The sequence below is a fragment of the Colwellia sp. BRX8-9 genome, from assembly GCF_014077245.1.
In the GTDB taxonomy this organism is placed as follows: domain Bacteria; phylum Pseudomonadota; class Gammaproteobacteria; order Enterobacterales; family Alteromonadaceae; genus Colwellia_A.
In genome coordinates, this window is the sequence record NZ_JACGVN010000030.1 from 25,937 (window position 1) to 50,046 (window position 24,110).

Consider the following 24,110-nt stretch of genomic DNA (forward strand, 5'->3'; position numbering starts at 1 on the left):
TATTTATTCCTTACTTCCGTTTAACGAATTGCCTATTCCACCACCAATAGCAGCGCCAACAACACTACCTATTATTGGTCGCCCTATGAACATTCCAATAGCAAAGCCGACGGCAGCCCCCGCTACAACACCAGTTTTTAATTGAGTTGGTGTTGCCGATTTTGTTTCTTGGGGTGAGTTTGCTTTAGATTGATGAACAGATACGGTTTTTACTTGAAAATCAGGATGACCACTTTTTCTCAAATGGTCCATAACCGCAACTAGTGCATCTAATTTTTTTTGAGAAAAATTATATTCAACTTCTACACGCAAGGTTTTCCATAATTCTTCATCCCACTGCTCATTACTATGAGTGAACTCAGTAACGTCATCATCTTCATCAAAAAATCGCATGTCTTTTTGTTGAAATAGCAATTTGGCTTCATTTACCCATTCGATAAATTGGTAGTTTTTTTCGTTACGTGCAGTCCTAAATGAGGCAAGAATAATGGCCCTAGCACTTATTAAATCTGCATTTTCAATCGCTGTTTTTAATCGTAGATTAGATTGCATACTGTGACTCCTTATAATGCTAAAATTGCGTCGAGTTTAGACATAAAGTTTTTATACCAGTCTTGCTTCGCTTTATTTTCGGCTAGAATTTTTTCTTTTTGTTGTTTGTCTGATGCCGCACTTTTAATAGTCTTAAGCATTTCATCCATTTTATTGTCTATTGCATCCATTTGCTTCAACAAAAGTATTTTGGCTTCTTCAAAGTTGTTTTCAGCTACTTTAGAGAACGATGTGATCTCTTTTTGTTTGTGTTCTCTAATTGATACTTCCAATTCATTCCATGGTCCTGACATATCAACAAGTTCTTCAGTCTTTGTTTCGTATACATCTCGTTTTTTTAACCATAAGAAACCATGTCTTTCTGTACCTACGCATACTTGGGTTCTTTTTTCATATGTCGCTTCTTTAAGTAAGCTTGTTGTATCAGGCATTGCCATCGAAGACGATTGAAAATCCTTTAGAGCGAAATCATCATTACTCGGAAAGGTTTTTTCAAGTAGCTCTGCAATGTGTTTTTGATAGTCATCTCTAAATTGATTAAGCGTGGACATCTGCTCTTTTTCTAGATCTTCGGTTAAGATGCTTTCAATTGTGTCAAAAAGGTACTCACAATCCCTTTCTGCTTTTTTAAATACCATTTTTGCTTCAGAGGGTCTAATTTCATTATCAAATTTACTTTGCAGTTCATCTAACAAATCATTTATTTTATTATCAACATGCATTCTGGACTTTTTAGAGTCTTTAGAAAGTTGATATTTAGCTGTTTTAATTCTATCTCTGAACTCTTTAGCTTGTTGAATATTCGATTTTTCCTGTGAAAAGTTCTCAAGACGCTCTGCAATATTATTCATTTCTGCAGTATCTTTCTCAATTAAGGCATCCAACTTTTTCATGCTTTCGGCTTTAGCCATAACACCAGAAAAAGAATCAACAGCGTCTTTTAATTTTGCAGGTATTGCATGTTTTGCAATAAAGTTATCAAGTAAAGTTTCAACAATAGGGATCCCACTCAAAATCTCAGCTTGTTTAGCTTCATTTTTGCTGTTTTTCGCCGCTTGTAACTTATCATTAATTTTATTGTAAGTACTTTTACTAATAGCACTTTTAACATGCTCTAACATATTCATTTCAGGTTCTTCAATGAACAATTCAGTGAAATTATTTAGGTTACCTTTTTGACTACGTGTCAGTGAATCTTTTCCTTCAAATTCAGCAACACGGATTAACTTGGTTAATTCAGCAGACGCGGGAATTACTATTGGGTTTGCAATTCCATTATATTGTAAATACTCTCGAACATTCTTAAGAGCATTTTGGACAGACTCACCTTTTTCAGGATCAAAGTTATCTATTTTATTCGCAATAAAGATAAAACGATCTTGTGCTTCTCTACCTCCCGCCATCATGGCATCTCTAATTAAGTTCAGTAAGCCTTTATCGTCATCAGTGCTTAATTGAGTTGCGTTGAGAACATATAAAACCATTGACATATTTTTGGCTGATATTGCGCTTGTAGTCGCTTTTCTATGCTCTGAATCTCTTGAGTTATTTGGACCGGGAGTATCAACTAAAACTAAACGAATACTTTCTTTTTCACTAATTGCGGGAATATTACCTTCGATTTCAATTACGGATGTATTTGCATCTTCATTCCATTTCTCCATCAATTTTGCATCAGCGTCCTGCCAATCATCAATCATGTCTTGTTGATGGTCAATACGTTTTGCTCTAAAGCTTTTCATATCATCGCGGTCTGAAATCTTTGCGATAGTCGCGGTACAAGCTTCATTTTTAGCGGGCATTAACTCTTTACCTAACATAGCGTTAATGACTGTTGATTTGCCAGACGACATAGTGGCAATAACATTAACTTCAAACTCAGGCGCGAGAGAAGTATTAAAATTAATTTCCATTTCTTCTGTGCGAAACTCGTCAAAAGGTCCTTCTTTGGCTTCTTTGTACAAGGCTTTCAGTTCCGTTACCTTATCATCAACAGTCTCGTCCGTTGTGTTATAACTTATATTTATAATACCAGCTGACTTCTTGTTATAGATGAATACAGCATCTTTGACGTCTTCAGAATCCAATAGCGTGCCATTGAAAACTAAGTCAATTTCTTTTGTGTTATATGTGTGTGATAAGGCTTCTAAAAGCTTGTCTACCCACTGTTGTAATCTTTTATTTAGTGTCAGATCAACTAAAGGACCTTCTTTAATGTCTTTACCATTAATTATAAATTCAGATTTTACGGTGTACGGGTTGTAAGTTAGCTCTACTTTTAATGATTTCATGTTATATCCTTATTTGTTTTTCTTTTTGTTTTTTTTGTTTCTTGTTGGCTTTAATCTTTTCTTTCTTTTAACCTTCGGCTTTTTAAGCTTTTTAAGCTTTTTAGTGCCCGTCGCCACTTTGGTATTACCGCTATTATGTTTTAATAACTCTATTTCTAGCATTTCTTCAAGCAATGGAATACCTGTCACGATGTCTGCTTCAATTAACTTCCCTATTGATACATCATTATTAGCTAAAATGACCGTCTCAGATTTATTTAAATGTCTAGCTTGATTTATTGCATTGTCTAGATATTTTTTTTGGGAAGGACTATTGATACTCGCCGCTCTGTACTCTTCAGAAAACTCAGATAAATATTCAATATTTCTTAAAATTTGCTTTTGTTTTCTGCTTGAAAATGTAAGTTCTGCTTTATTTTTGTGCGCTTCTATAACTTCTCTTATCTCAAGAGAAAGTAGGCTCATAATTGGTACTACTGTAGGTCTGAAATAACCTATATTAGTGAGGTATCGTTTTATTTTTTTGATCAGTTCATGTGGTTTCTCTGTTTCCATATCAAGCTGATCAATTTTATTAACCGCAAAAACAATCTTAGTTTTGGTGCCTTTTTTCTTTAAATCTTCAAGTAGGTTTTCTAATAAAATTCTTTCATCATCGACCCCAAACTGAGATGCGTTCATAATACATAGTATGAACCCAAATTTGCTAGTAGATATAATGTCATGCGTTATGTCGGAGTGTGACTTATCAGAGGAGTTATTTGGACCTGGAGTATCAATAAAAGAAATAATACTTTTATGATTATCTATATGAGGAAAGTCACCTCTAATTTCAATAAATTGAAAGCCAGAGTTGTTCCACTCTATAAGCTTATTGTCTTTAGTGGTAATATTTTCCCAATCCGATTCATTATTATCGTGGGTGATATACCTAGCTTGAAAATCAACTAAACCATCGACGTCCTCTATTTTATAAATCGTTGCAGTACACGCTTCATTCATTGATGGAAGTAATGGGATGCCGAGCATAGCGTTAAGCGTTGTCGACTTTCCCGAACTCATTGTTGCTACTACGGCAACATTAAATTTTTCCATATCTTTACTCACTATCATTTTTATCTTCCAGTGTTGTAATCAAATAAGTTATTTATATGTACCTAATACATATATCCTTTAAGTTCTTTTCGTAATGTATCGTCTAAACTTGATGGAGAAATAATTTTTACATGTGGAATCCAGTATTTAATAATAGGTAATATTTGCATATCATCAGCAACCATTGTGGTTACTATTAAACTGCCGTCATCACATGTTTTTGTTATTTCTTGTTCAGGTATTAATTGCCGTCTTTGAAAGTAACTTGAAATATCCGCATCAACTTTCAGTACTACTTCCTGTTTATTTTTACTAAACCAAATACTTTCTTCATTGTTAATTTGTTTTTCAACTTCTAAGTCATACTCAAATAATTCTTTGGTCTGCCAGACACTCCCTATTTGGTTAGCATGAAACGTTTTTAACTTGCCATTGTCTACAGCCGCTAAATACCAAATACCTTTATAGTTTACTAACTTGTACGGTTGGATATTTTGATAATCTTTGGCTTTGTAGTAAAAGTGAATGCGTTCTTTACGAGTTATTGCTGCTTCTAATTTAGAAAATAGTTGTTTTGAAAATTGATTTGATAGCGACTCATAATTATGTGGTTTTATTAAAAATGCCGACTCGTGTTCTAGACTCATTAATGACTTTAAAAAGTCATCATCTAATGAAGGGTATAAGTCTCTAATGCCACTAATCGCCGCAAAATTCTGAATGACTTTTTGGCTGAGCTTACCTATAGATTGGGTATCCATCCTCCACCCTTTATCAGATTTGATAAGGGAAAGAAAACGCAAACGTTCAGTTATATCTCTTTGGATTGTGCGTTCAGAAGTTTCAAATTTCTCGGCAAGTTGCTTGATATTAACGGATTCACCATTATTTAGCATGCCTATAATTTCAGTAATTCTCTCTGCAAGCTTTACTTCAGCCATACATCCTTATGCCTTTAATATCAGTTTTTATAAACTATAAAGGAGTTGTTGGACAGGTGGTGTCTAACAATTTATCCGTAACGTATTATATTTATAGCATAATATTTAAAAATTATATTTATTTGGACATAATTATTGTTTTGGAATAATATTTTAACTATTTGTTAACAATACATTTTACTTAGTCGGTTAAAGATTATTAACCAAACGGTTGCTCTTAAACTATAAGAGGAGGACTTTAATATTAAGAATCTATGTAATGCATAGTGCAATTGGCTTTTTTTCTATCGATAGGTATATTAATAGTTTATCAACGCCCTATAATGTCTATTAACGTGCGTCATCTTGGCGATTATCTATTATGCTGTTGCGATTCGTGGAGAGGCGCGACTCACCATTATTTATATTTTCCCTTCGACTCTTTAAATATATTAGTTTTCTTTCTCAATTTAGAGCACAAAGCGCAATAATGTTTATGTGTTTTTTGAATATTATAACGGCAGCAGATCCGACAAAGCAGCCCTACATCAGATAATGAAATCATTCAAAATTTTCATCTTGAAGCTTGGGGGATTAATATTCAGGTTTAATTGAAAAGACTGAAAGCGGACATTCGACTAACCTTAATTAGAGTTAGTTAGCACCTTAGATTTTATGACAACTTGGTGCGCATTCCTGACATTAACTCTGGTTTGTTCTTAAGGTCACTGATTAGCCAAAAGCGGAAGTTAGCTTTTGATTTAAAAACGGTAGTTCATAGATCCTAAAGCTTCCTTTTTCACTTAAATTCACATCCATTCACAACTAAAATTATGACTAAAACTTTTGCATGGCGTTAGATCTCAAATCCCCAAAGCAGACATTGGAATTATTTAAGTTTTGAATCAATATAGAGTATTAAGTCTAAGGCGTAATCGCCCCCTGAGCGCAATATAAAATTAATATAGCAACCTAATTATTCAAGAAGAAATACATTTCTTATTGTATAAATTTTAAATGACACAAACTTTTTTAGTAGAAAAACCATTTTTATAAAAAGTTAATATTCTCTTAAAAAATAAGAGATAAATAGCCTATCCAATTGAAAACAGACTATTTACGACCATTAGAAGCCCTAATTATAAATACAGAGCAATTTATCAGATCACAACCTTTGATCTGAATAAAATACGACGATTACAAGTAAAAAACAGAGCAAGTAGAAACAATAGACCAAAGTCAAAACTACCACCGCTGCTACTTTTACTAGATTCTATTGGAATTGACGGCTCAGGTGTTGGAGGTGGTGCCTCGGTAACAATCGGTGATTGTACGCCACCGGGGTCAACAACTGTTTTGTTTGCTTTGCCATCAGCATCATTCACTCCACCGTCTTCTATCTCAAGCATTACACACCAATACCCTGCAACTAAACCTTCTACATAAGAGCTGTCATTTGACGCAGGACAGAAGCCCATAGCTCCGGGCGCTGAATATAATATATTTTTATTATCTTCTACAAATTGATGCCAGCTTAAATCCTCGATATGTAATTTAGTATAAATAGCCTCATCAGGAATGGCTGCTAATTGAGGGATAATAATTTTTATTGAAGCACCTGATTCAGAAATACCTGAGACACGAAAGTCAAAAATACCACCATTAAAAACTCTACTTTCTTCTTGTAAGTTAGGAAAAACAGTTTGCAGCTCCGCCATCGATATCGAAGGCGAACTATTTCCAACATTCAAGGAAACCTCATTTAATGAAATCTGTAAGCCTATCTCAGTTTCCATTATATAAGCATTACTCACTTGTGAATTCGCTCGCATTAAATGTATTTGTGCTATTGCATCCATATATTGTGCAATACCATCGCCATCACTATCGTGAAAACCTTCAATATTATCAGCAACCCCATCTCCGTCACTGTCAACGTCTGTTAATAAAGGCGCTTCCTGTAGAAGTTCAATATAATGTTCAACGTTAGTATTATTTCCTTCACTGTCAGTTACCAGCAATGAAATTTTATATATTCCAGCTGTCAGGGCAGTGGAATCGACAGCTAAAATAGAATTAAGTGTATCTCCATCAACATCTACTAAGTTGCTATCACTTAACGACCAATCATAACTATGGGTATCTTGTATATTTGGGTCTTCTACTACCGCTGTAACGTTAATATTTCCCATACCGATAACAACAATATTTGTCTTTTTATTATCTTGTTCAACAACCAGTTTGACACGAGGGACAATGTTTTCTTCGGTGATACTGGCAACAAAAGTATTTTTATTGCCAACAACAGCATTGATTGGTGTACCCATAGTGAAAATAATAGACTCAATATTTTCCCCCGATATCATATCGTCAACCACCAATAATTCAGTACTACCAACCAAACCACTATCAATCTCAATTTGACTTTCTATTAACGTATAGTCAATTCCATTTGCCTCAGCAGTGCCTGTGACCACAAAAGGTATGGTTACAGGGTATTTCGCAGCATAACCGTTTAATTCTACTGTTACGTTAACTCGCTCACCTTCCGCGACCAATTTATTTGCATAAAAGTTAACTAAGGGATTTACCATTAAAATTTGTGTATCGATTCCTTGATTGCCCTCAGCATCTGACGAAGTCCAAGTTACGGTATATTTACCCGGCGCATAAAATCCATTGCCATCGGGCAATGGGGTCAATTCACCATCTTTTTGATCAAAAGCAGCCGAAACACCTAAATTTATCGGGGTATATAATCCTGTTGCTGAAACAACAAGTGTCCCTGGCGCAATAACTAAAGGTGGCTGTTCATCCTTTTGAATATCAGTTCCGGCTAAGAATTCACTTAAATTATCTATACCATCACCGTCACTATCTAGAAGTGCATCCGAAGCATCAAATGGGTTTAATCCGTTTGCTAATTCAACCTCATCAGGTATACCATCACCATCAGAGTCGTTAGCAGTTAAATCATCCTCCTCATGAAGATCAGAAGAGAGCAATGCTATGTTAAATTCAGTTGCTACTCCTTGCTCCTCAATCACTATTTCTCCTACTTCGCTGACGAGATCTCCTGAATGGTAATGTAAAGTCAACGTATCACCAATGCGTGCAACTTTGTCAGTTCGCGCATTTAACGAATCTATCAGAATATTCAATACATAACGGTTTTCAATAATGGGATTATCCCCCAAACGATAACTTGCTATTTCTTCACCGTTATTTTTAACCACAATAGTGACATGAATATCAGCCGACGTTAACAATAGACTATCGAGAGAAATAGAACCGTAAAATAAATTGTCAGGTTCAGGTATCTCCGCTTGGGTGAAGTTCGTTTGCAACAATAGACAAACCATTAAACATTTTGTCAATGTGAACACGTTAATTTGTTTCATTGTCATCGCCTTAATTCCCTGAATAACCGTAGGTTTGAAAGTGTAAAAGAATATCTGTAATACCAGAACCATCGCGACTAACGCCATCGGGTGTTAATTGCCCGTGAATAAAGCGATTTAGTCCTTCGTCTGAGTCATTCTGCAAAGTGCCACCAGGAATAATCAGCATCCATTCGGTATTCCACACCGATCGTCCAACCAAACGAGAATCACTGATCGATTGTGACGGAACATATTCACCGCTGTCATGATAGGCACGAAAGCTCGACATACGACGGATATCGCCATAAGTATCGCTTAATGAATCATTGGCAGGTATCCACTCAGGATTAGATAAATCTGAAGCGCCTAATGGAAAAGGTGCAGGCAGTTTTTGGTCAACAACATGCCATTCTCTGGTTTTAAAGTCATCCCCTGAGGGCGAACGTAATACATCCATACCTACAGGTATTAAATAAACCCGTGGCGTATTAGACAATGCGGCGCCGTCATAACCTTCAAACCAAGCGCCTACTGCCCTAACTTTAGTGGCAAAATTAGTGGGGTCGTAAGCACTATCTCCTCCACCGAGTTGATGGCCAAAAAAGTTTAAACCGAAGGTCACTGTTGTTGGAAACCTGATCACTAAGCCCGGCTGCTCACCCGCACTTTCTACCGTGAACGGGCGCGCATAACGTTTAAATTCAGGTATATCCCAAAGGTTAGCGACACGAGCCTCTTCTAAAGTTTTACTCCACGCGTCGTCATTTCCCGCCAGCCTGAAGAGCTCTTTGCGAAGCGAAAAGCGATTGTCTTCAACTTGGGGGTTGTTGAACCCTAACTGACCTCGATAGACATCAAAATTCTGAGTGAGACGCGCCAATACATCGGCTAGGCCAGGTGTTCCAGCAATAGGTACACCGTTAATCACCTGCCCTAAACTGCGCTGACGCACAATATCAGCAAGAAAGTCACGACCCGATCCAGATTCATTACCCAATAAGTTAGTTTCATAATCGTAAGCTGCAGCTGCTAAATACACATAACGAGCAGCTAAGTCGAACTGCGCTCTATATTTCGCTAAAGCATCGTTGCGGAAAATACGGAAGGTCATATCTCGGTAACGATATTGCTGAGTATCTCCGGCAGCGGCTATACGAAATGCCCTACGTTCTTCAATTAAGCGTTCACCCTCAGCCAGTTTTGCGAAATAGCGACCTTGAGTCTGATTGACCACTTCACTTTGAGTAAAAAGCTCCAATCGAAGTACAGCTTCTTCGCGCCAAAGATTTTCAAGTGCTTTTATCCGCGCTAACAACTCAACATTGGTTGTATTTGAAATCAGTTCAATACCCGCTTGCAGTTCAGCTGCTTCTTTACGGAGTTCTAAATCTAGCTCTGCAATCTCAGCATTATCTGCAGCTGCGAAGCCGAGAACGTTTGCCGCTACACCTATACCAGCCAAAGCAGTACATCTAGGAACGGAAGTAGCGTCAACTGAGAATCCAACTGCTTTTGGAAAGCATTCTTTAACTGCTTCACCGATTTCTTCACCTACTTTAGCTGCCGTTCGCCCAGAGAGCTGTACAGCTCTTGCAAGCCCAATTGCAGATTCTAAATCATCAGATAAATTCTGTTGGTTTTGTAATACGGTAATTGTTTCAGCCGCCGTGTTGTATTCCGCTTCCACCAAATCTACAGCGGCTTCTAAATCTAATAATAAGTTTTCATGTCGCTTTAAAGCTCGCTTTAAATTGGCCTGAGATTGAAGCAAATCTGACACGGCTACTTGTAATTGCCCCGGTGCCCGTCGCTTACCCCAAGCTACAGGAGCGATAAAGTCCCAGTCTGCTCCCGTTACAATAGGAAAGTTAACCTCTAATATTGCTCCAGCATCGACATTAGTGTATGCATTATTTAGGGAGTCTGCGTCAAATATAAAGCTATTTTCAGTACCAAATGTCATGGGAGAGAAGAAAGTTGTAAATTCAGCATTTGGCAGTAAATTACCCGATAACTCAGAACTAACATACTGATAATGAAGAATGTCTGGCCCATCGTAATCAGACGGGTAGGTTTTTCCTCCGCCCATATCACCCGCATACGGATAACCGAATATTTCAATTAATTGGTTTTTAAAGCCTCGTTCTTGTTCACTTACCAGTGAGGTTAATTTATCAACATCATCTTGCACGTTTCGTAGCGACTGCGTTTGTTGACTGGCGTGATCAAAAACGACTAGGGCGTTATCCAATGCCTTTTGAGCACGACTGGCAATTTGGTCAAAATGATTCTGGCCTTGTACTGCTGAACTTACTTGCAAGAAGCTAGGGTCGATATCGAATGGCACCACTCCTTTGGCTAAACCTAAAGGATTTAAACCAGCGTCAGCTTTATCAACTTGTGCTTGAATTGAATTGAAACCCGAAATTATTTGGGCTAACTCAACCACGGTTGTGCGGTCAATTTTTTCAATTCCCTCATTGTCGGGATTAGGGTCTTGTGAAGGGAGTATGGCGTTGGCAGTAAGCCAATCAAAATAAGCCCCTTGTCCAGAACGTCGTGCCCAACCGTCTAAACCCCAAGCACGTTCTCGGTCGGTATCTTTATAACCTTGCCATTGACCTGAAGGCGCTTCGACATATTTTTCACGATAACTTAAGTTCACTATTTCAGCACCCGCGCGTGCTTTAGCTGCTGCTGCACCGGCAAATTTCCGCTCATCTAAGTAGTCAATTTCAATGGGCGCGCCACCAATCGTTACTGACTCAGTGCGTGGTGTCCAAGTGTAATTCGGCTCTTGTAATAGATCGTATCTCGTTTTAACCGAGGTTAAGTAATGGCCCCAAGCATCACCATGCCCTTGCGGATAAAGTATGCTGGCATCGGTCTCATTAATGAATCCATCGGCGTTCTGATCAGTAATTCGGTAACTTTGTACATAAGCAACTTCGCCACTGCCTTGAGTAAAGTTCCAAAACAAGCGGTTATTAACAGGAGCTCCTGCAACACCAGCGCGGCTGTCATCACGACCACGCAATAATACTAGTTCTTCTTCTAACGGCGATACCAACTGATTTTGAAAGGTAAATATTGAAGACGCTAAGCTGCCAACAGTGCTGCTGGTATCAAAACCAATAGTTGGGTCTTGCGCATCAGCATAAGCTTCATTACCTAGCAGCATATATAAGTCAGCAATGCGGGTTGAAGCATTCAACAACTGCGTATTCGCCGCAATATCATCGAAACCAGAACGAATACTTAAGTCTTTACCGCGCTCTAATATTGTTTGGTACGCTTCAATAATACCGACAGCATTGACAACATCTGGGTCAGGATTAAAGGGAATAGGACCTGAATACGGTTTGCCTGCTTGGGCTATCATACTGCTTAAGGTACTAATTTCATCGGTGCGGAAATTATTAACCCGCTGATCAAATGGATTCAAGCCGGCAATAACCCGTTTTATCCAGCCCATGGCTAACATTGCTTTGGGTGCATTGGGTGGTTGCGTTGGGTCACCTGCCCACGGACTAGGAACCGTGGCATTATCTCGAATAGGTAAACCGGTATAATGGGTAATAAACCAATTATCACTCAGGGTTAATAAACCGGGACCTTGAATAGTAATATCCAGTGCGCCAAGACCTGAATCTGGCGTGAGTAAGTCCCAGTCTCCAGAATTATCAGGGCCGAAATCTGCATTAAGCGGTGCAAAAGGTTGACCACTGGTATCCGGTTGATAATACCAATTGAAAGAAATCTCATCAGGATCACCTGCAAAATCGCCTGTATGGCGCAAGGTTAATGCTTCTTCAAAAATATTATCTGATGGCACAACCCATATATTACCTTGGTACACGCCATAATCAGCACTCAAATTTATAACTTCTAATTCAATGGGTAAACTTAAACTAGGGTCGTTATTAAATACAACGGTTACATAGCCTTCGCCAGCTGGGCGGCCAGCTGTAAGTGCCATACGAGATCCTAGCATAGCTTGTGGCTCTGCTATGGTATGGTCAACTGCACTCGCTAAAAACTGCCCCCCGGGTAAACTAAATTCACTGTCGTCTAAGCGATCATCTTTTTGATTAATAGGGTTTAAATCTACAAAGTTGTCAGCGAGCCCGTCACCATCTTCATCAATACCTTTACCTAAATATTTGGGCTGCAAACCAATTAAGTAGGCAATATCTGGTATGCCATCTGAGCCACCACCTTCACCATCGTTAGCAACCAAATCAAGTTGATTAGGATTACGCGTTAAGTTATATAGGGCCTTTACTGCGTCTTGAAATGGCGTGTTGATGCTTAGCGCTAAAATTTGTTGTTTTTCTTTGTTTGTCATAATGTTCGGTAGTAAGTGCGGGTCACCAAACAAGGGGAAATCAACCGTGCCTTTGAAACTTAATTGTTTATTGATTTTGTCATAACTTAAGCGAGAACGGAGCACAAAAGGTAGATCGATGAAAAACAGTTTTCCTTGCTGACTTAAGGTGCCAATAGTAGCGTCTAATTCTTCTAAATCGACGCTACGCGCACTTAAAGGGTCCATCAACTTAACCAAGGCATCGGCAACTTGCCCGTTACCTGTTTCCACACTTTCATCGTAAATAATTTGTGCGGCAGCTTGGCCGTCAATGGTGGGTAAATAGCATGCTTTTTCAGCCTCGGCGCCATTTGAGCAAGGCACTTCGCCATTCGGTTTGAATAATGTGGCACCCGGTTGCAACACCGGTACAGATGCTGGCCATTCAAAACTGTATTCAACATTTACCGGAGGTGAGTCAGCGGTGTTATTGTTTAATCTATTTAACCAAGGTATACAGGTACCTATTTCTAAATCTTGAAACCCATCGGCATCTAGATCGTAATCAAAACCGCCTTGCAATGGATAGTAATATTGTAAAGTGACATCACCTGCGGCTCTTGCCCAGGTAAAATCGTCTTTATCTTGCCAAGCCGCTGTAGATTCATCTACGGTAATTGCATTTTCTTCACAAACCGCCATACGGGTCATCGGTTGTGGCAGTTGTAACAATAAGCCGGCAGTTTGACGATAAAGTTCACTGCCATCAATTGGGCTAAAAGGTCTGTTATTAGTACTTGCTGCAATGGCTAATACTTCAAACGCCCATTGATTGTCAGCTATTGAGTCTTGATATTTTATCAATACGTAAGGATCAGAGCCTTGTGCTGAATTTGCTGCTTGAAGCACTACATTCAAATCATTGCGTAAGGCGTAAACTCTTTCGTTTTCAAATAATGCATGCTCTTCGTTTGGGTTATAACCGGCTAGCTCAGGGTCATTTTGGCGATAAATAACAGGATTGCTCATATTTGGCAGTAGCTCGAAACCTTGTTGGCTCGCAATCACTATTTTGTTAGGATTTTCTGGCCAAGCACAATTATATTGCGCGGGGGTATCGCCCCAATATTGTCCAAAATCGTTGGCGGTATACCAAACGACACCAAGGTAATCGTCAATTTCATCAGAGGCACGTTTATTAACCGGTATAATGGGGCCAATGCCTGCTGTATGAATGGTACCGTCATAGCGAGAAAGACTATTAACCACATGACCATTGCGACTGCTCAATAGATTATGCCTATCGTCTGTTATTGGCTGCCCAATAACACAACTACCGGCTGCGGTCTGAAGGTCAAAACTTGGATCGTGCCAGTCTTTGGTATAAACGATTTGAAATACTGACGCTTGAAGCTGTGCATTAGGCGCTTCACCTTCCGGTGTAACTGTGTATTGCAAGGTAACATAGTCAGACTGACTTGCCGTTACAGAAGCTCGATTGAAAACCTTGCCCTGAATACCCGCACTCACTAAATCATTCGAGTTTGCTGGATACACAACACCACTAAATACCAAACGTTGCGCTGTATTATTTACTGCAGGTTCAAGCAGAACAGAAGTTCCCGCAACGTGTGTTTGTACATTTTTATTGGTTTGAACTGGCGAGCCTAACGTTGTGACTCTAGTTTCATTTTGTGTATCTGAACTGACTTTCCATTCAATTGTAACAATACCCGGTGCTTCACCAATGACGTATAGTTTCCCTTCTGAAGGACTCCAGTATAGGTAACTGGAGTAGTCGGAAGCTAATTGGCCATCAATTTTAATATCGGGTTGTAATGGCAATGCTCCATCAGGCAAGGCTATTGCTTCACCAATTTCCCAGCTTTGCGGTATTAACCACGAGCCTGACACAGCATCTAATAATGAGATATAGCCATCGCGAGGATCATCGTATTTATTGATGATTTGGCTAGGAAGTTCTGCCGCGCTTAAACCGCTAATATCAATATCCATCATTGTGCCTGAGCTTGCGGAATTGGGAATTACACTATTGGTTAGTGGTGTATTAAACTCCCATAAACCTTTGAGGCTTAAATCACTTGGGGTAAGTGGCCCCTGTGAATATTCAGGACCATCTGGATCGGCAAGTTGTAGTGCATCTAACGAATATACTTCAGCGTTTATATAGAGTTCATCAACATAACCGTTGAAAGGTTTTAGATTGGTGTACCCTGCTATTGTGCTACTCGTTTGTCCAAAAAACAGAGTTTTTGCGGCAAAGCCACTGTATTCAATGCCTCCAAATTCATATAACCATTCACTGGTGTTAGTTTCACGATAAATTTGCCCACCATCGACCCAAACTGTTGCTCTAACGGCATTGTCAAAATCACCATATATTTCAAGCGCTCGATTAATTTTAATGGTATGCCATTGACCACTTTGTAGCGGCGAATTTAATTTGAATTTAAATGCGCCCTCGGTATTTTCTGCACGATTTTCAATGAGGGTTATCAAGGTTGGCGATTCCATAATTAAATGAAATCTGGTGTTATCACTCATTAACACTTGCGGATAAGACGCGTCGGCATTATCAGCAAACCATACTTTAAAACCAAGTTCATAAACGGGTATTTGTTGTGTAACCGTGTCATAAGGAATTGGCATTGAAATAACATTATCAATACCATCAAAGCTAAGGGCAGTGTCTGTATTAATACCAATTGAAGGTGTTTGCGCCGCGTTTAGATCTGCTAATAGGATATCGTTATTGCCTATTACATCACTAATATCGCCATTTTCTGCAGAGCTTGTGAAATCCCATTCTCCATTTATACATGTGTTGCCGGGACAGTCCGGATAGGTGTTCACAGGAAATGTATTTAAAGAAAACGACTCAAGCGTACCTTTAAAATAATGAGTACCCACTAACACACCAGGAGAGCCCAAAGAAAACAACTTTGCGGCATAAAATAAACAATTGCCAGGACAAGAACTATACCAACCAGTATCTTGCTGAACACCATCAAGCCAAACCGTTATATCAGCACCATTTTCACCGGCTCTGGCTTGATAATTAAATCGTAAAGTGTGCGTTTTACCATCATTAAGTGGCGATGCAAGTATTAAACGTTTATCCCCAGTAACGCCTGAATTGTTTAAAACCAACTCAGTAGGCGACTCCATCACCAAGCTGAAGCGGTTAGCATCGGATACTTGGCCCGATGGATCATTATCACTAATTAGCGCTTGAGGAAATTCAGCTAAGTTGCCAAAACGCAAGGCAAAACTAAATTCTACGGTAGGAGAGAGAATGCTTTCGGTTTCTGCCGATGGTATTATCAGAGCATCATCAATGCCATCAAAGCTAAGAACCTGACGATCTTTTGGCTCAACAACACTGTCATTAAAACGCTCTCGACCCGAAGTAGAACCTGCCACAAATACAGTATTGCCAGTGGCGCTTAACCCAATGCGTGCGTTTTTTTGTGCAATGTAGTCTTCTTCGTCGTTAATTGTTGTAGTTGTGGTTGCCCATTTCCAGCCGAAAGGGTCAGCACTTCTCTCATTTGCCGACAGTTTGGCGACAAATAAAGACGGTGTTGTTACTGCTCTTAATTGTTTCGCTTCGTCAAGATCGGTAAAAATTGGTGCGCCAACATAGGCACCTGAAATATAAACGTTCTGTTCGTCATCAACTGCCAACCCACCTAAGTCTGTACTAAGATGGTCCATGTACCTAACGGTATAAGCCGAAGGTTTAGTAAATAACGAACGGTCGTCTACTTCACCTAAAATACTTTCAGTACCGCTTCCACCATCTAAGCGTTTGACTAAGCCAGCAGCGCTATAATATACGTCGCCTTCAATATCGGTAACGATGTCGCCTCTATATTGAATATCGTCGACTTGTGTTAACCACTGGCATGTCCATACGCCATTAATTTCTTGGTATTTTGAGACAAATACCCACGACTCATAAGGATAAACACCACCACTTGCTATATTGGTACCACACCATGAGCCTCCAGTATTTCCAATACCAGCAATAACACCCAACACATAAACCTCAGTCGCCGATGATGCTGCTATTCGGCTCACTTCTTGTCTATATTCCAACTCTCCATCTCCGCCTTCAATCATGTATGTTGTTGAACTTAGTCCATCAGCATCAATACCGTTGAAATATCCTTTCCATGACTTTGCGACTGCTGTTTTTCCACTAAAGAGACCACTGGCAAACTCTTCTTGTTGTTGTGCATTAATAGTGGTGGTTGTGTACGAGGCTAAATCAACATCATTTTGTGCAGTATAATGAGAATAAGTTGTGGTTTTTGCCCAATCTTTTGTTCCGCCAGCAAAAAATTTACCTGTAAAACCGGTATTAACACTAAGACTCGTTTCTCTGTCGTTACCAAAAGTTGCAGCGCCAGAGCCAATATTACCGTTAATATAAATAGCATTTTCATGATCAACGGCTACTGAGCTGACCGTATCGTCGCCCGTGCCGCCGACTGTTCTGACCCAATTGACATTACCGCCACTGTTATAAGAGGCAACGAAAATATCTTTGCCGCCAGCTGATTCTATAATGAGTGACTTAGCATCAGTGCCTAGAGGAAAGTAGTTTTTGGTGTCAAACATGCCGACAACAATAATATTGCCATTGCTGTCTACTGCCATGTCGATAATTTCTTCATCACCGTCGCCACCAAATTGCACTGGCCATTGCGCCATACTATTTTGTATCGATGCAAAAATAATGAGCAATACCCAAACTAACTTTAGGCACCAATTATTGGTTTTATGTGGTTGTATAGTTTTCATTGGTTGATGCCTTATTGGTTCAATTTATCAATTTGAGCGGCGTGTCGCAGCGTAAAGGTGCCTGCAGCAATAATGGGTAATTTGTGTAACCCATCAACCACTTCTCTATAAGTTCCACCTTTAGCGTCATAGCCTGCACCGAGTCCATTTTCGATAGTCTCAAATGTAAATTCCATTTTTCGGTTCACGGCATAAGCTCTTGATACCACTTGGCCATCTATGGTTTTTTTACCATGCTGAGCATGATAAATATGACCAAAAGGGTTTGTTGGCGCTGTGGCAGCTAAATTCAGCTGAAAAGTTACATGGGTATCTAACGAGCCGCCCCCTTCCATGCCCATACTGGTGATTTCTGTGCCTGAATCATCCAAACCAAAATCATAGGCCATGGTGCTAACACGTTTACCAACGGCTTCGCCATCTCGTAAAACTATGCCGGTATAGTCGGCTATGAGTGAGTCATCGGTAAGTAAAACGTAATCACCCACAGTGCCATCAAGATTTTTTTTACGCATTTGAATCACATCTTTAAGTAAGCGCACTTGTGTGCCGTCGCGATGCATAATAATGCGAAACGAAAATTCAGCGGCAACCGGCGTTAATACGTTGCCGGCATCTTTTGTTATGGGTAGTCGATTATCATCGACACACAAAGCATAAGTTTGGGCCGGTATATTTGTAGTAGTGGTAACGGGTACACCGTCTACTAACACAGAGGATATTTCTTGATAGGCAGCAATATCGCAATCGTGCTTGTAATTCTGCACCTGCGAAACTTGGTTTATCGTTACTGTGCCTATCCACAAAGAATTGAGTTTGGGGGCAGAAGCGCTTACAGGTATTAACCAACGACTACCCGCACCACCAATAACTTCAAGGGTTTGACTAAAGTTTTCAGTGGTAAAATCGGCGCGTCGTACGCCCAAAGGAAAACGCAGTTCGCCACTGGCAGGAAGGGTTTTACTGAGACTTGCTGGCAAGGCCAACCATCGCTCTGCTGCAATTGGGTTATCGTTGGAGTAACGCAAGCCAAGCGCGTCGCCAATAAGGTGCAACTTAACATCTTGCTCAGCGTTCTGTCGATTATGTAAAATTGGTTTTAAGCGCGCTAGTGTAGAGCCGTATTCAAGCCGGTTTAGCTGCGGTAAATCAATATGCATGGGGCCGGTAAAATCACTGCCGCTTTGACTGAAAATCCAGTACGCTACATCAGGTTCAATCGGTGTAGTTAAAGGGTCAACCAACTGCCAGCTGTTGTTATTTAAACGGTAAATAGGCTGGCCATTATGTGCGGATGAGTTAGCTAAAAAATCGGAGAAAATAGGCGGGTTAGTAGGGTCAATATGAAAACCCGTTAAATTAAATGACCCTGCCACCCAATTTGCTTTCGGCACTACGGGTTTACCACTAATGGTCAAGGACGCGTTAGCACTACCGGCCAGATTAACCAAGTAAGAACGGTTAGACGAAATAGCAAACAGGTTAGTTAAAAAAGACTGTTGTGCTTGCGGCGGAAAATAACGTAACCAACCAGCCGCACTTAATAGATTTTCCGGATCAGGGTCTTGAATAAAATCGATTTTTGATCGCTGCTCAAGCCAAGTCCACACGCTGTTTATTTGTGGGCCGGTTTCATCAACAAAATCTGCAAATACCGCCTGAGTTCCACCATCTTCAGGCTCTACCTGTACATATATAGCATTCCATCCTGGCACGAGCTCAATGGTTTGGGTACATTGCCCGCCTTCTACACAGCTGACAGTTGCCATTGATGAGCCACTGAAAAGTATACTGCTTAAGAATATTGCAAACGACACGCTAATACTGGCAAAAGGTGATATTGACTTAATCATTATTCGACTCCGAGTAAGAAGGTCTGGATTATTATTGTTGGATATAGCATCAGTTAGCCTTGTGGTAATAAAGGTGATGCTTGCATGTTTTTAGGTACCTGTGCTGCATTAGAAAGATCAATTCTTTGCATTGCTTGTTGATTAATAACTAGCGGTGCTGCCAACTCTTGCAGTGAAAGCAACCAATCAGATTCAACCTGTTTGCGTTTTTTCTTTGCTATTAAGTTATTAATATTGCCAGATACCTGCGCTAGCGATTTTTGATGTTCAGGCTTTATATCGATAAGTTTTAATAAATAAAAGCCATCAATGCCTTGTACTAATGGCGATAACTTAGCTTTATGGGTGAGTTGTGTGAGTGCTGTAGCAATAACAATATCAAATTGCCCTTGTTTGCCCGAAGTTAACCAACCCACATCACCACCACTGTAGCGTGAGGCTTGATGATCAGAATATTTCGCCGCTAGAGAGCCAAAACCATTTATCGAATCAGGTAAGGTTTTCGCTAAGCTATACACCTGTTCAGCTGTGGTTTTTACCGATGCGTATTTTTCTGCCGATGCTTGTGGGGATAGTGCCAACTGGATCATGGCAAAACGTGTCATTGCAGGTGTAGTGTATCTTACGATGTTGTCTTGATAATAAGCGGAAATTTCATCGTCAGTTACATTGACTTCATTAAGAAGCTGGTCGAGTTGATTGTTTCTAAGCTTTGCCACCATAAGGTTCTCAAAGGCGGCTATAATTTTAGGGTCAGTATTATAACCAGCGCGCATTGCTGCAATTACTTGTACTTCACGAGCAATCATTTCATTGAGTACGAGTTGTTTTTGTTGCTCGCTGGCCATCTGTTGTCGTATACCACCACTACGTGACTTGAGACGCTCAATGAGATCTACTACAGAAATATTTCTATTTGAAATGCTTGCTACTAGCGTTTTATCTAGAACTAGAATTTCTTTTTCTACAAGCTGCTCTTGAAAAAAATATGCCAGTAGAGCAACTAAGCAAAATGCCAATATCACTAGCACTTTCATACATTGCCCCAAGAGACATTCACTCGAATGTTAATAACCATTGAAGAAAGCAGTACACAAGTGGCCATCCATAACTTAGTTGAACTGAAGTCAGGCTTATAAGGAAAACTTATCGTTGGAGGAGAAGATATTTCTGAAGTTTTCATGGTAATAGTCCGTTATATTCGATTGATGCTTTATAGCGAAAAATCTATGTTATTTATCCGAGCACACATTGGCCTTATGCACCTATAATACGCTTGCCCTTACCAGCGTATAAGTCCCCATAGGTCTACCTACCACAGACTAAAGTCTGTAGTTACATCCTATCTAACTGAAAATCATGATATTTACACTTTATTGGAATTTAGGAAGTAAGATGGACGAATCAATTGAAATACTGCATGATAAACATACTAATATATTCACCATTTACTCGCGGTACCTAGAACACTCAAAGGGAATATTTTGCAATTAGTTAAAGACGAACACATTCAAGATAAAATTCACGCTGAACAAATTAAAATAATGCACAGTTCTATTCCTTTAATTTTGTTTACTAATTTTGTCGTTGTTTTGGCACTGTCTTATGGTTTTTCAGATGTCGTTTCGCAGACTTCACTTAAAATTTGTTTAGGGCTAATGTTTGTTATGGTGGCTGTTAGAGCTGGCTTGTACTTCAACTATAAAGATAAATTTGATTCAAAAGACTTAAGGCCTTTAGCATTATCTCTCATTATAGGTAGCGGGTTAGCTGGAGTACTTTGGGCGACGCTTAGCCTTCTTTATTTACCTGCAGACAATCAAATATACCAAATTTTTCTTTTGGGAGGTTTAATGGTTATGGCAGGAGGTTCTGCCTTCACATTTAGTATTTATTTGCCGTGCTACTTTGCTTATATTCCTGCTACGTTACTGCCAATAACCCTTCAATTTTTCATCATTGGTGATAAATTTCATAATACCCTGGGCATTATTTCTGTTACATACTTCTTAGTGCTAACGCTATTTAACATAAAAATTAATAAACATTTCAAGGCAACATTAGCACTAAGATTTGAAAACCTCTTTCTTATTGAACAACTCAAAGAACAAAAAGAAGAAGCAGAGCGAGCTAATAAAGCTAAATCTAAGTTTCTTGCTGCAGCCAGTCATGATCTTCGTCAACCACTCTATGCATTAGGATTATTTACCTCGGTACTAGATGAAACAATCAAGTTCCCAAAAGTTAAACGCGTTGTTGAACAAATTAATTCATCAGTAACGGCCCTTACCAATCTTTTTGACAAGTTACTTGATATATCTCAACTTGATGCTGGTGTGGTTATAGTAAATAAACAAGACTTTGCATTGAGTGATATCTTTGACAAGTTAACTAAGGAATTTTCCAGAGAGGCGCAAGAAAACAATATAGAGTTTATATGGCCCACTGAATATCCAGCCGTTCACAGTGAGCCTGATTTACTTGAACGTATTCTTAGAAATTATTTGTCTAATGCCATTAAATATACCTGTGAAGGTTGCGTGGAAGTTATTTGCGAAGCGCGTAACGGGAAAGTTTACATTCGAATCTCAGACACAGGTATAGGAATGACTGAAGAGACACTTGAAGAAATTTATGAAGAATTTTATCAGGTGAGTAATCCTGAAAGGGATCGGCAAAAAGGCTTAGGGCTCGGTTTATCTATCATTAAAAGAACTGCCGACTTACTTAATCATGAAATTTCAGTAACCTCCGAAATAGGAAAAGGTTCAATTTTTTCAATTGTTGTTACGCAAGCAGTAATGATGAGTAAAGCAAATTCCGAAGTAAGCAATATATGCGAACAAATTCAACCGACAAATAAACTCGTACTAGTTATTGATGATGAAGAGAGCATCCGTGAAGGGCTCACATGTATGCTAGAACTTTGGGGATATCAGGTAATAGCTGCGGTCGATACTACTGTTGCGATACACCAACTTCAAGAAAACAATCAAAGTCCAGACGTTATTATTTCTGATTACCGGTTAAAAGAAAATAGAACAGGCATTGATGCTATTAAAGCGCTTCACGAGAAATATGGCAAGGATATCCCTGCGCTATTAATCACAGGTGATATGATGCAAGAACGATTAATAGAAATAAAAGACAGTGGGTTACTAGTGTTATTTAAACCCGTTCCAGCGATGAAACTTAGATCATTTTTAAGTAGTATAAAATAACCAAAACGCGCGTTATTTAAACAGCTCTAGTTTTTGTATCATAAGTGCAGCTTCTGTTCTATTACTTACGCCAAGACGTTTAAAAATAGACGTGGCATGCATTTTAATCGTTGCTTCAGCAATACCAATTTCTAACGCTATTTTCTTATTAGAATGTCCTTTCATCATCATATTGACAACTTCTTGCTGTCGAGGAGTGAGTGTTTCCTGTGTATTCTGATTATTATTTTTTCGTAAAGTCATCGATGATGGAATGTATATTTCACCTGAAATAATCAAACGAAGTGCATTTAACATCACTTTACTGGTTGTGTCTTTTGGAATAAAACCTAAAGCGCCACCATCAAGTGCTCGGTTTAAGTCACTTTGTTGTTTCGATGCTGATAAAACGACTGCTGAAACAAGTGGGAAATTTTTTCTACAATAGCTTAAAAGGACAAAACCGTCTTTATCCGGCATGGAGAGATCCAACAAAACCATATCAAGATCCGGATGACTGTTTAAATATATAATCGCTTCATCATAATTACTCGCTTCTAAAATAGTTAGGTCATTTTCAAGCCCATTAAGCACGTATACTAACCCTTCACGAAATAGCGCATGGTCGTCGACGACAAGAATCTTCATTTAGTATTCCTTAAATTGACTAGAAAGCTCTTTACGACCACTACAGACCAGGTGGATAGAGATTATGTGAACATTGATAATGTTAGTAACTATCTTAGTTTGGACCAACAGTTATTGTAAAGAATAAATAGATTTAGCAATCTTATAGTAAACTACTATAAGATTAATATTAATACCTTATAATAGTATCTTAACGTGCACCAGAAACGTAAAGTTTTAAATAATCAAAATTGATATTGGGTTAAAAGAGCCTCAAGCAAAAAATTGAGCCTAAATTTACTCCTAAAGTCTGTGGTCATTCACATAACAATTAGTAAACAGTGCTTGTTCAAACATTTTCTGTATTCAAGGTAGTTGATAGTTAGGTTTATAACCATGAGCGACCTATTATTGGAATTGGTGGTATTCCCCCCTACGAACAAACTTAAACTTATACCACTAAAGCTGAGTATCATCATGGAATTACAATGAATTCAGGCGATTTTTCTAGCCTAATCAAAACCACAATAAACATCACTGCAATACAGTTAAACTAGAGTTAATAACCTAAATCGCTTTGTGCCCCGAAGCGCCATAGAATTTAATACCTAAAATTATATTAATCTAATATCCGCTTTGGTATTTTCTAATCAAATTAGAATTTTTGACTTTATAGATTCCTGATGAAATTTAGAACAATTCTATTATCTAACGCAGGGCTGATTTTCATCGATTAAAATGTCGCTAGATAAGCCAAGGCTAACGTCCGGTTTCGTATCAGAGAAGACCTTTTTGGTGCTGATTTAGGGTGTTAGGAAAGGTCTCTTTTGTGGCAGCTACTGACCTTAGAGTAGTCCGTTGTATAAATTTTTATTTTTGCTTTAAAAAATTGCTATTTCAAAAGATATCCTAACGACAAGTAAGTGCCTTGAGTTCAAATGATGGATGCAACACATAGATTAAAATTCTCTGCTGGTGTTTCATATTCTAACGTCTTTCTTGGTCTTTCGTTAAGTCTTCTCGCAACACTGCTTAACTTTTGTTGGCTGT

General features: G+C 39.0%; 11 protein-coding genes. 1 reads left to right on the forward strand and 10 read right to left on the reverse strand.

From position 1 onward, the window contains the following. Window positions 1-3: 3 nt before the first annotated feature. The 9 genes from H4J70_RS18395 to H4J70_RS18435 form a co-directional block, all read right to left on the reverse strand. Window positions 4-552 (reverse strand): hypothetical protein, encoded by a 549-nt coding sequence (locus H4J70_RS18395; RefSeq protein ID WP_182251640.1) that lies wholly within the window; start codon window positions 550-552, stop codon window positions 4-6. A gap of 11 nt (window positions 553-563) precedes the next feature. Continuing rightward, entirely contained in the window at window positions 564-2,843 is a 2,280-nt protein-coding gene (locus tag H4J70_RS18400) for a dynamin family protein (protein ID WP_182251641.1), read from the reverse strand. A 9-nt stretch (window positions 2,844-2,852) separates the two neighbouring features. Continuing rightward, window positions 2,853-3,938 (reverse strand): dynamin family protein, encoded by a 1,086-nt coding sequence (locus tag H4J70_RS18405; protein WP_182251642.1) that lies wholly within the window; start codon window positions 3,936-3,938, stop codon window positions 2,853-2,855. Between the two features lie 62 nt (window positions 3,939-4,000). Continuing rightward, complete coding sequence (locus tag H4J70_RS18410) at window positions 4,001-4,879, reverse strand: YafY family protein (protein WP_182251643.1); 879 nt, start codon at window positions 4,877-4,879, stop codon at window positions 4,001-4,003. Between the two features lie 1,139 nt (window positions 4,880-6,018). After that, window positions 6,019-8,259, reverse strand: coding sequence for a thrombospondin type 3 repeat-containing protein (locus tag H4J70_RS18415; protein WP_182251644.1), 2,241 nt, complete (start codon window positions 8,257-8,259; stop codon window positions 6,019-6,021). Window positions 8,260-8,269: 10 nt separating this feature from the next. Continuing rightward, window positions 8,270-17,380, reverse strand: a complete 9,111-nt coding sequence (locus H4J70_RS18420; RefSeq protein ID WP_182251645.1) for a hypothetical protein — start codon at window positions 17,378-17,380, stop codon at window positions 8,270-8,272. Window positions 17,381-17,391: 11 nt separating this feature from the next. Next, window positions 17,392-19,233, reverse strand: coding sequence for a hypothetical protein (locus H4J70_RS18425; protein WP_182241849.1), 1,842 nt, complete (start codon window positions 19,231-19,233; stop codon window positions 17,392-17,394). A 53-nt stretch (window positions 19,234-19,286) separates the two neighbouring features. Beyond that, complete coding sequence (locus H4J70_RS18430; RefSeq protein ID WP_182251646.1) at window positions 19,287-20,270, reverse strand: peptidyl-prolyl cis-trans isomerase; 984 nt, start codon at window positions 20,268-20,270, stop codon at window positions 19,287-19,289. Then, complete coding sequence (locus H4J70_RS18435; protein ID WP_182241851.1) at window positions 20,267-20,416, reverse strand: hypothetical protein; 150 nt, start codon at window positions 20,414-20,416, stop codon at window positions 20,267-20,269. Before H4J70_RS18435 ends, H4J70_RS18430 begins: the two co-directional genes overlap by 4 nt. A gap of 301 nt (window positions 20,417-20,717) precedes the next feature. Here H4J70_RS18435 and H4J70_RS18440 point away from each other — a divergent pair, with 301 nt between their 5' ends. Next, window positions 20,718-22,454: a HAMP domain-containing sensor histidine kinase gene (locus H4J70_RS18440; RefSeq protein ID WP_182241852.1), complete on the forward strand. Its 1,737-nt coding sequence runs from the start codon at window positions 20,718-20,720 to the stop codon at window positions 22,452-22,454. 12 nt (window positions 22,455-22,466) lie between these two features. Here H4J70_RS18440 and H4J70_RS18445 read toward each other — a convergent pair whose 3' ends face one another. Continuing rightward, window positions 22,467-23,081, reverse strand: a complete 615-nt coding sequence (locus H4J70_RS18445; protein ID WP_182251647.1) for a response regulator transcription factor — start codon at window positions 23,079-23,081, stop codon at window positions 22,467-22,469. Between the last annotated feature and the right edge of the window lie 1,029 nt (window positions 23,082-24,110).

Coding starts and splice junctions, on each gene's coding strand:
- H4J70_RS18445 (WP_182251647.1), bottom strand. CDS start 23,081: ATGAAGATTCTTGTCGTCGACGACCATGCGCTATTTCGTGAAGGGTTA.
- H4J70_RS18415 (WP_182251644.1), bottom strand. CDS start 8,259: ATGAAACAAATTAACGTGTTCACATTGACAAAATGTTTAATGGTTTGT.
- H4J70_RS18410 (WP_182251643.1), bottom strand. CDS start 4,879: ATGGCTGAAGTAAAGCTTGCAGAGAGAATTACTGAAATTATAGGCATG.
- H4J70_RS18395 (WP_182251640.1), bottom strand. CDS start 552: ATGCAATCTAATCTACGATTAAAAACAGCGATTGAAAATGCAGATTTA.
- H4J70_RS18435 (WP_182241851.1), bottom strand. CDS start 20,416: ATGAAAACTTCAGAAATATCTTCTCCTCCAACGATAAGTTTTCCTTAT.
- H4J70_RS18400 (WP_182251641.1), bottom strand. CDS start 2,843: ATGAAATCATTAAAAGTAGAGCTAACTTACAACCCGTACACCGTAAAA.
- H4J70_RS18430 (WP_182251646.1), bottom strand. CDS start 20,270: ATGAAAGTGCTAGTGATATTGGCATTTTGCTTAGTTGCTCTACTGGCA.
- H4J70_RS18425 (WP_182241849.1), bottom strand. CDS start 19,233: ATGATTAAGTCAATATCACCTTTTGCCAGTATTAGCGTGTCGTTTGCA.
- H4J70_RS18420 (WP_182251645.1), bottom strand. CDS start 17,380: ATGAAAACTATACAACCACATAAAACCAATAATTGGTGCCTAAAGTTA.
- H4J70_RS18405 (WP_182251642.1), bottom strand. CDS start 3,938: ATGGAAAAATTTAATGTTGCCGTAGTAGCAACAATGAGTTCGGGAAAG.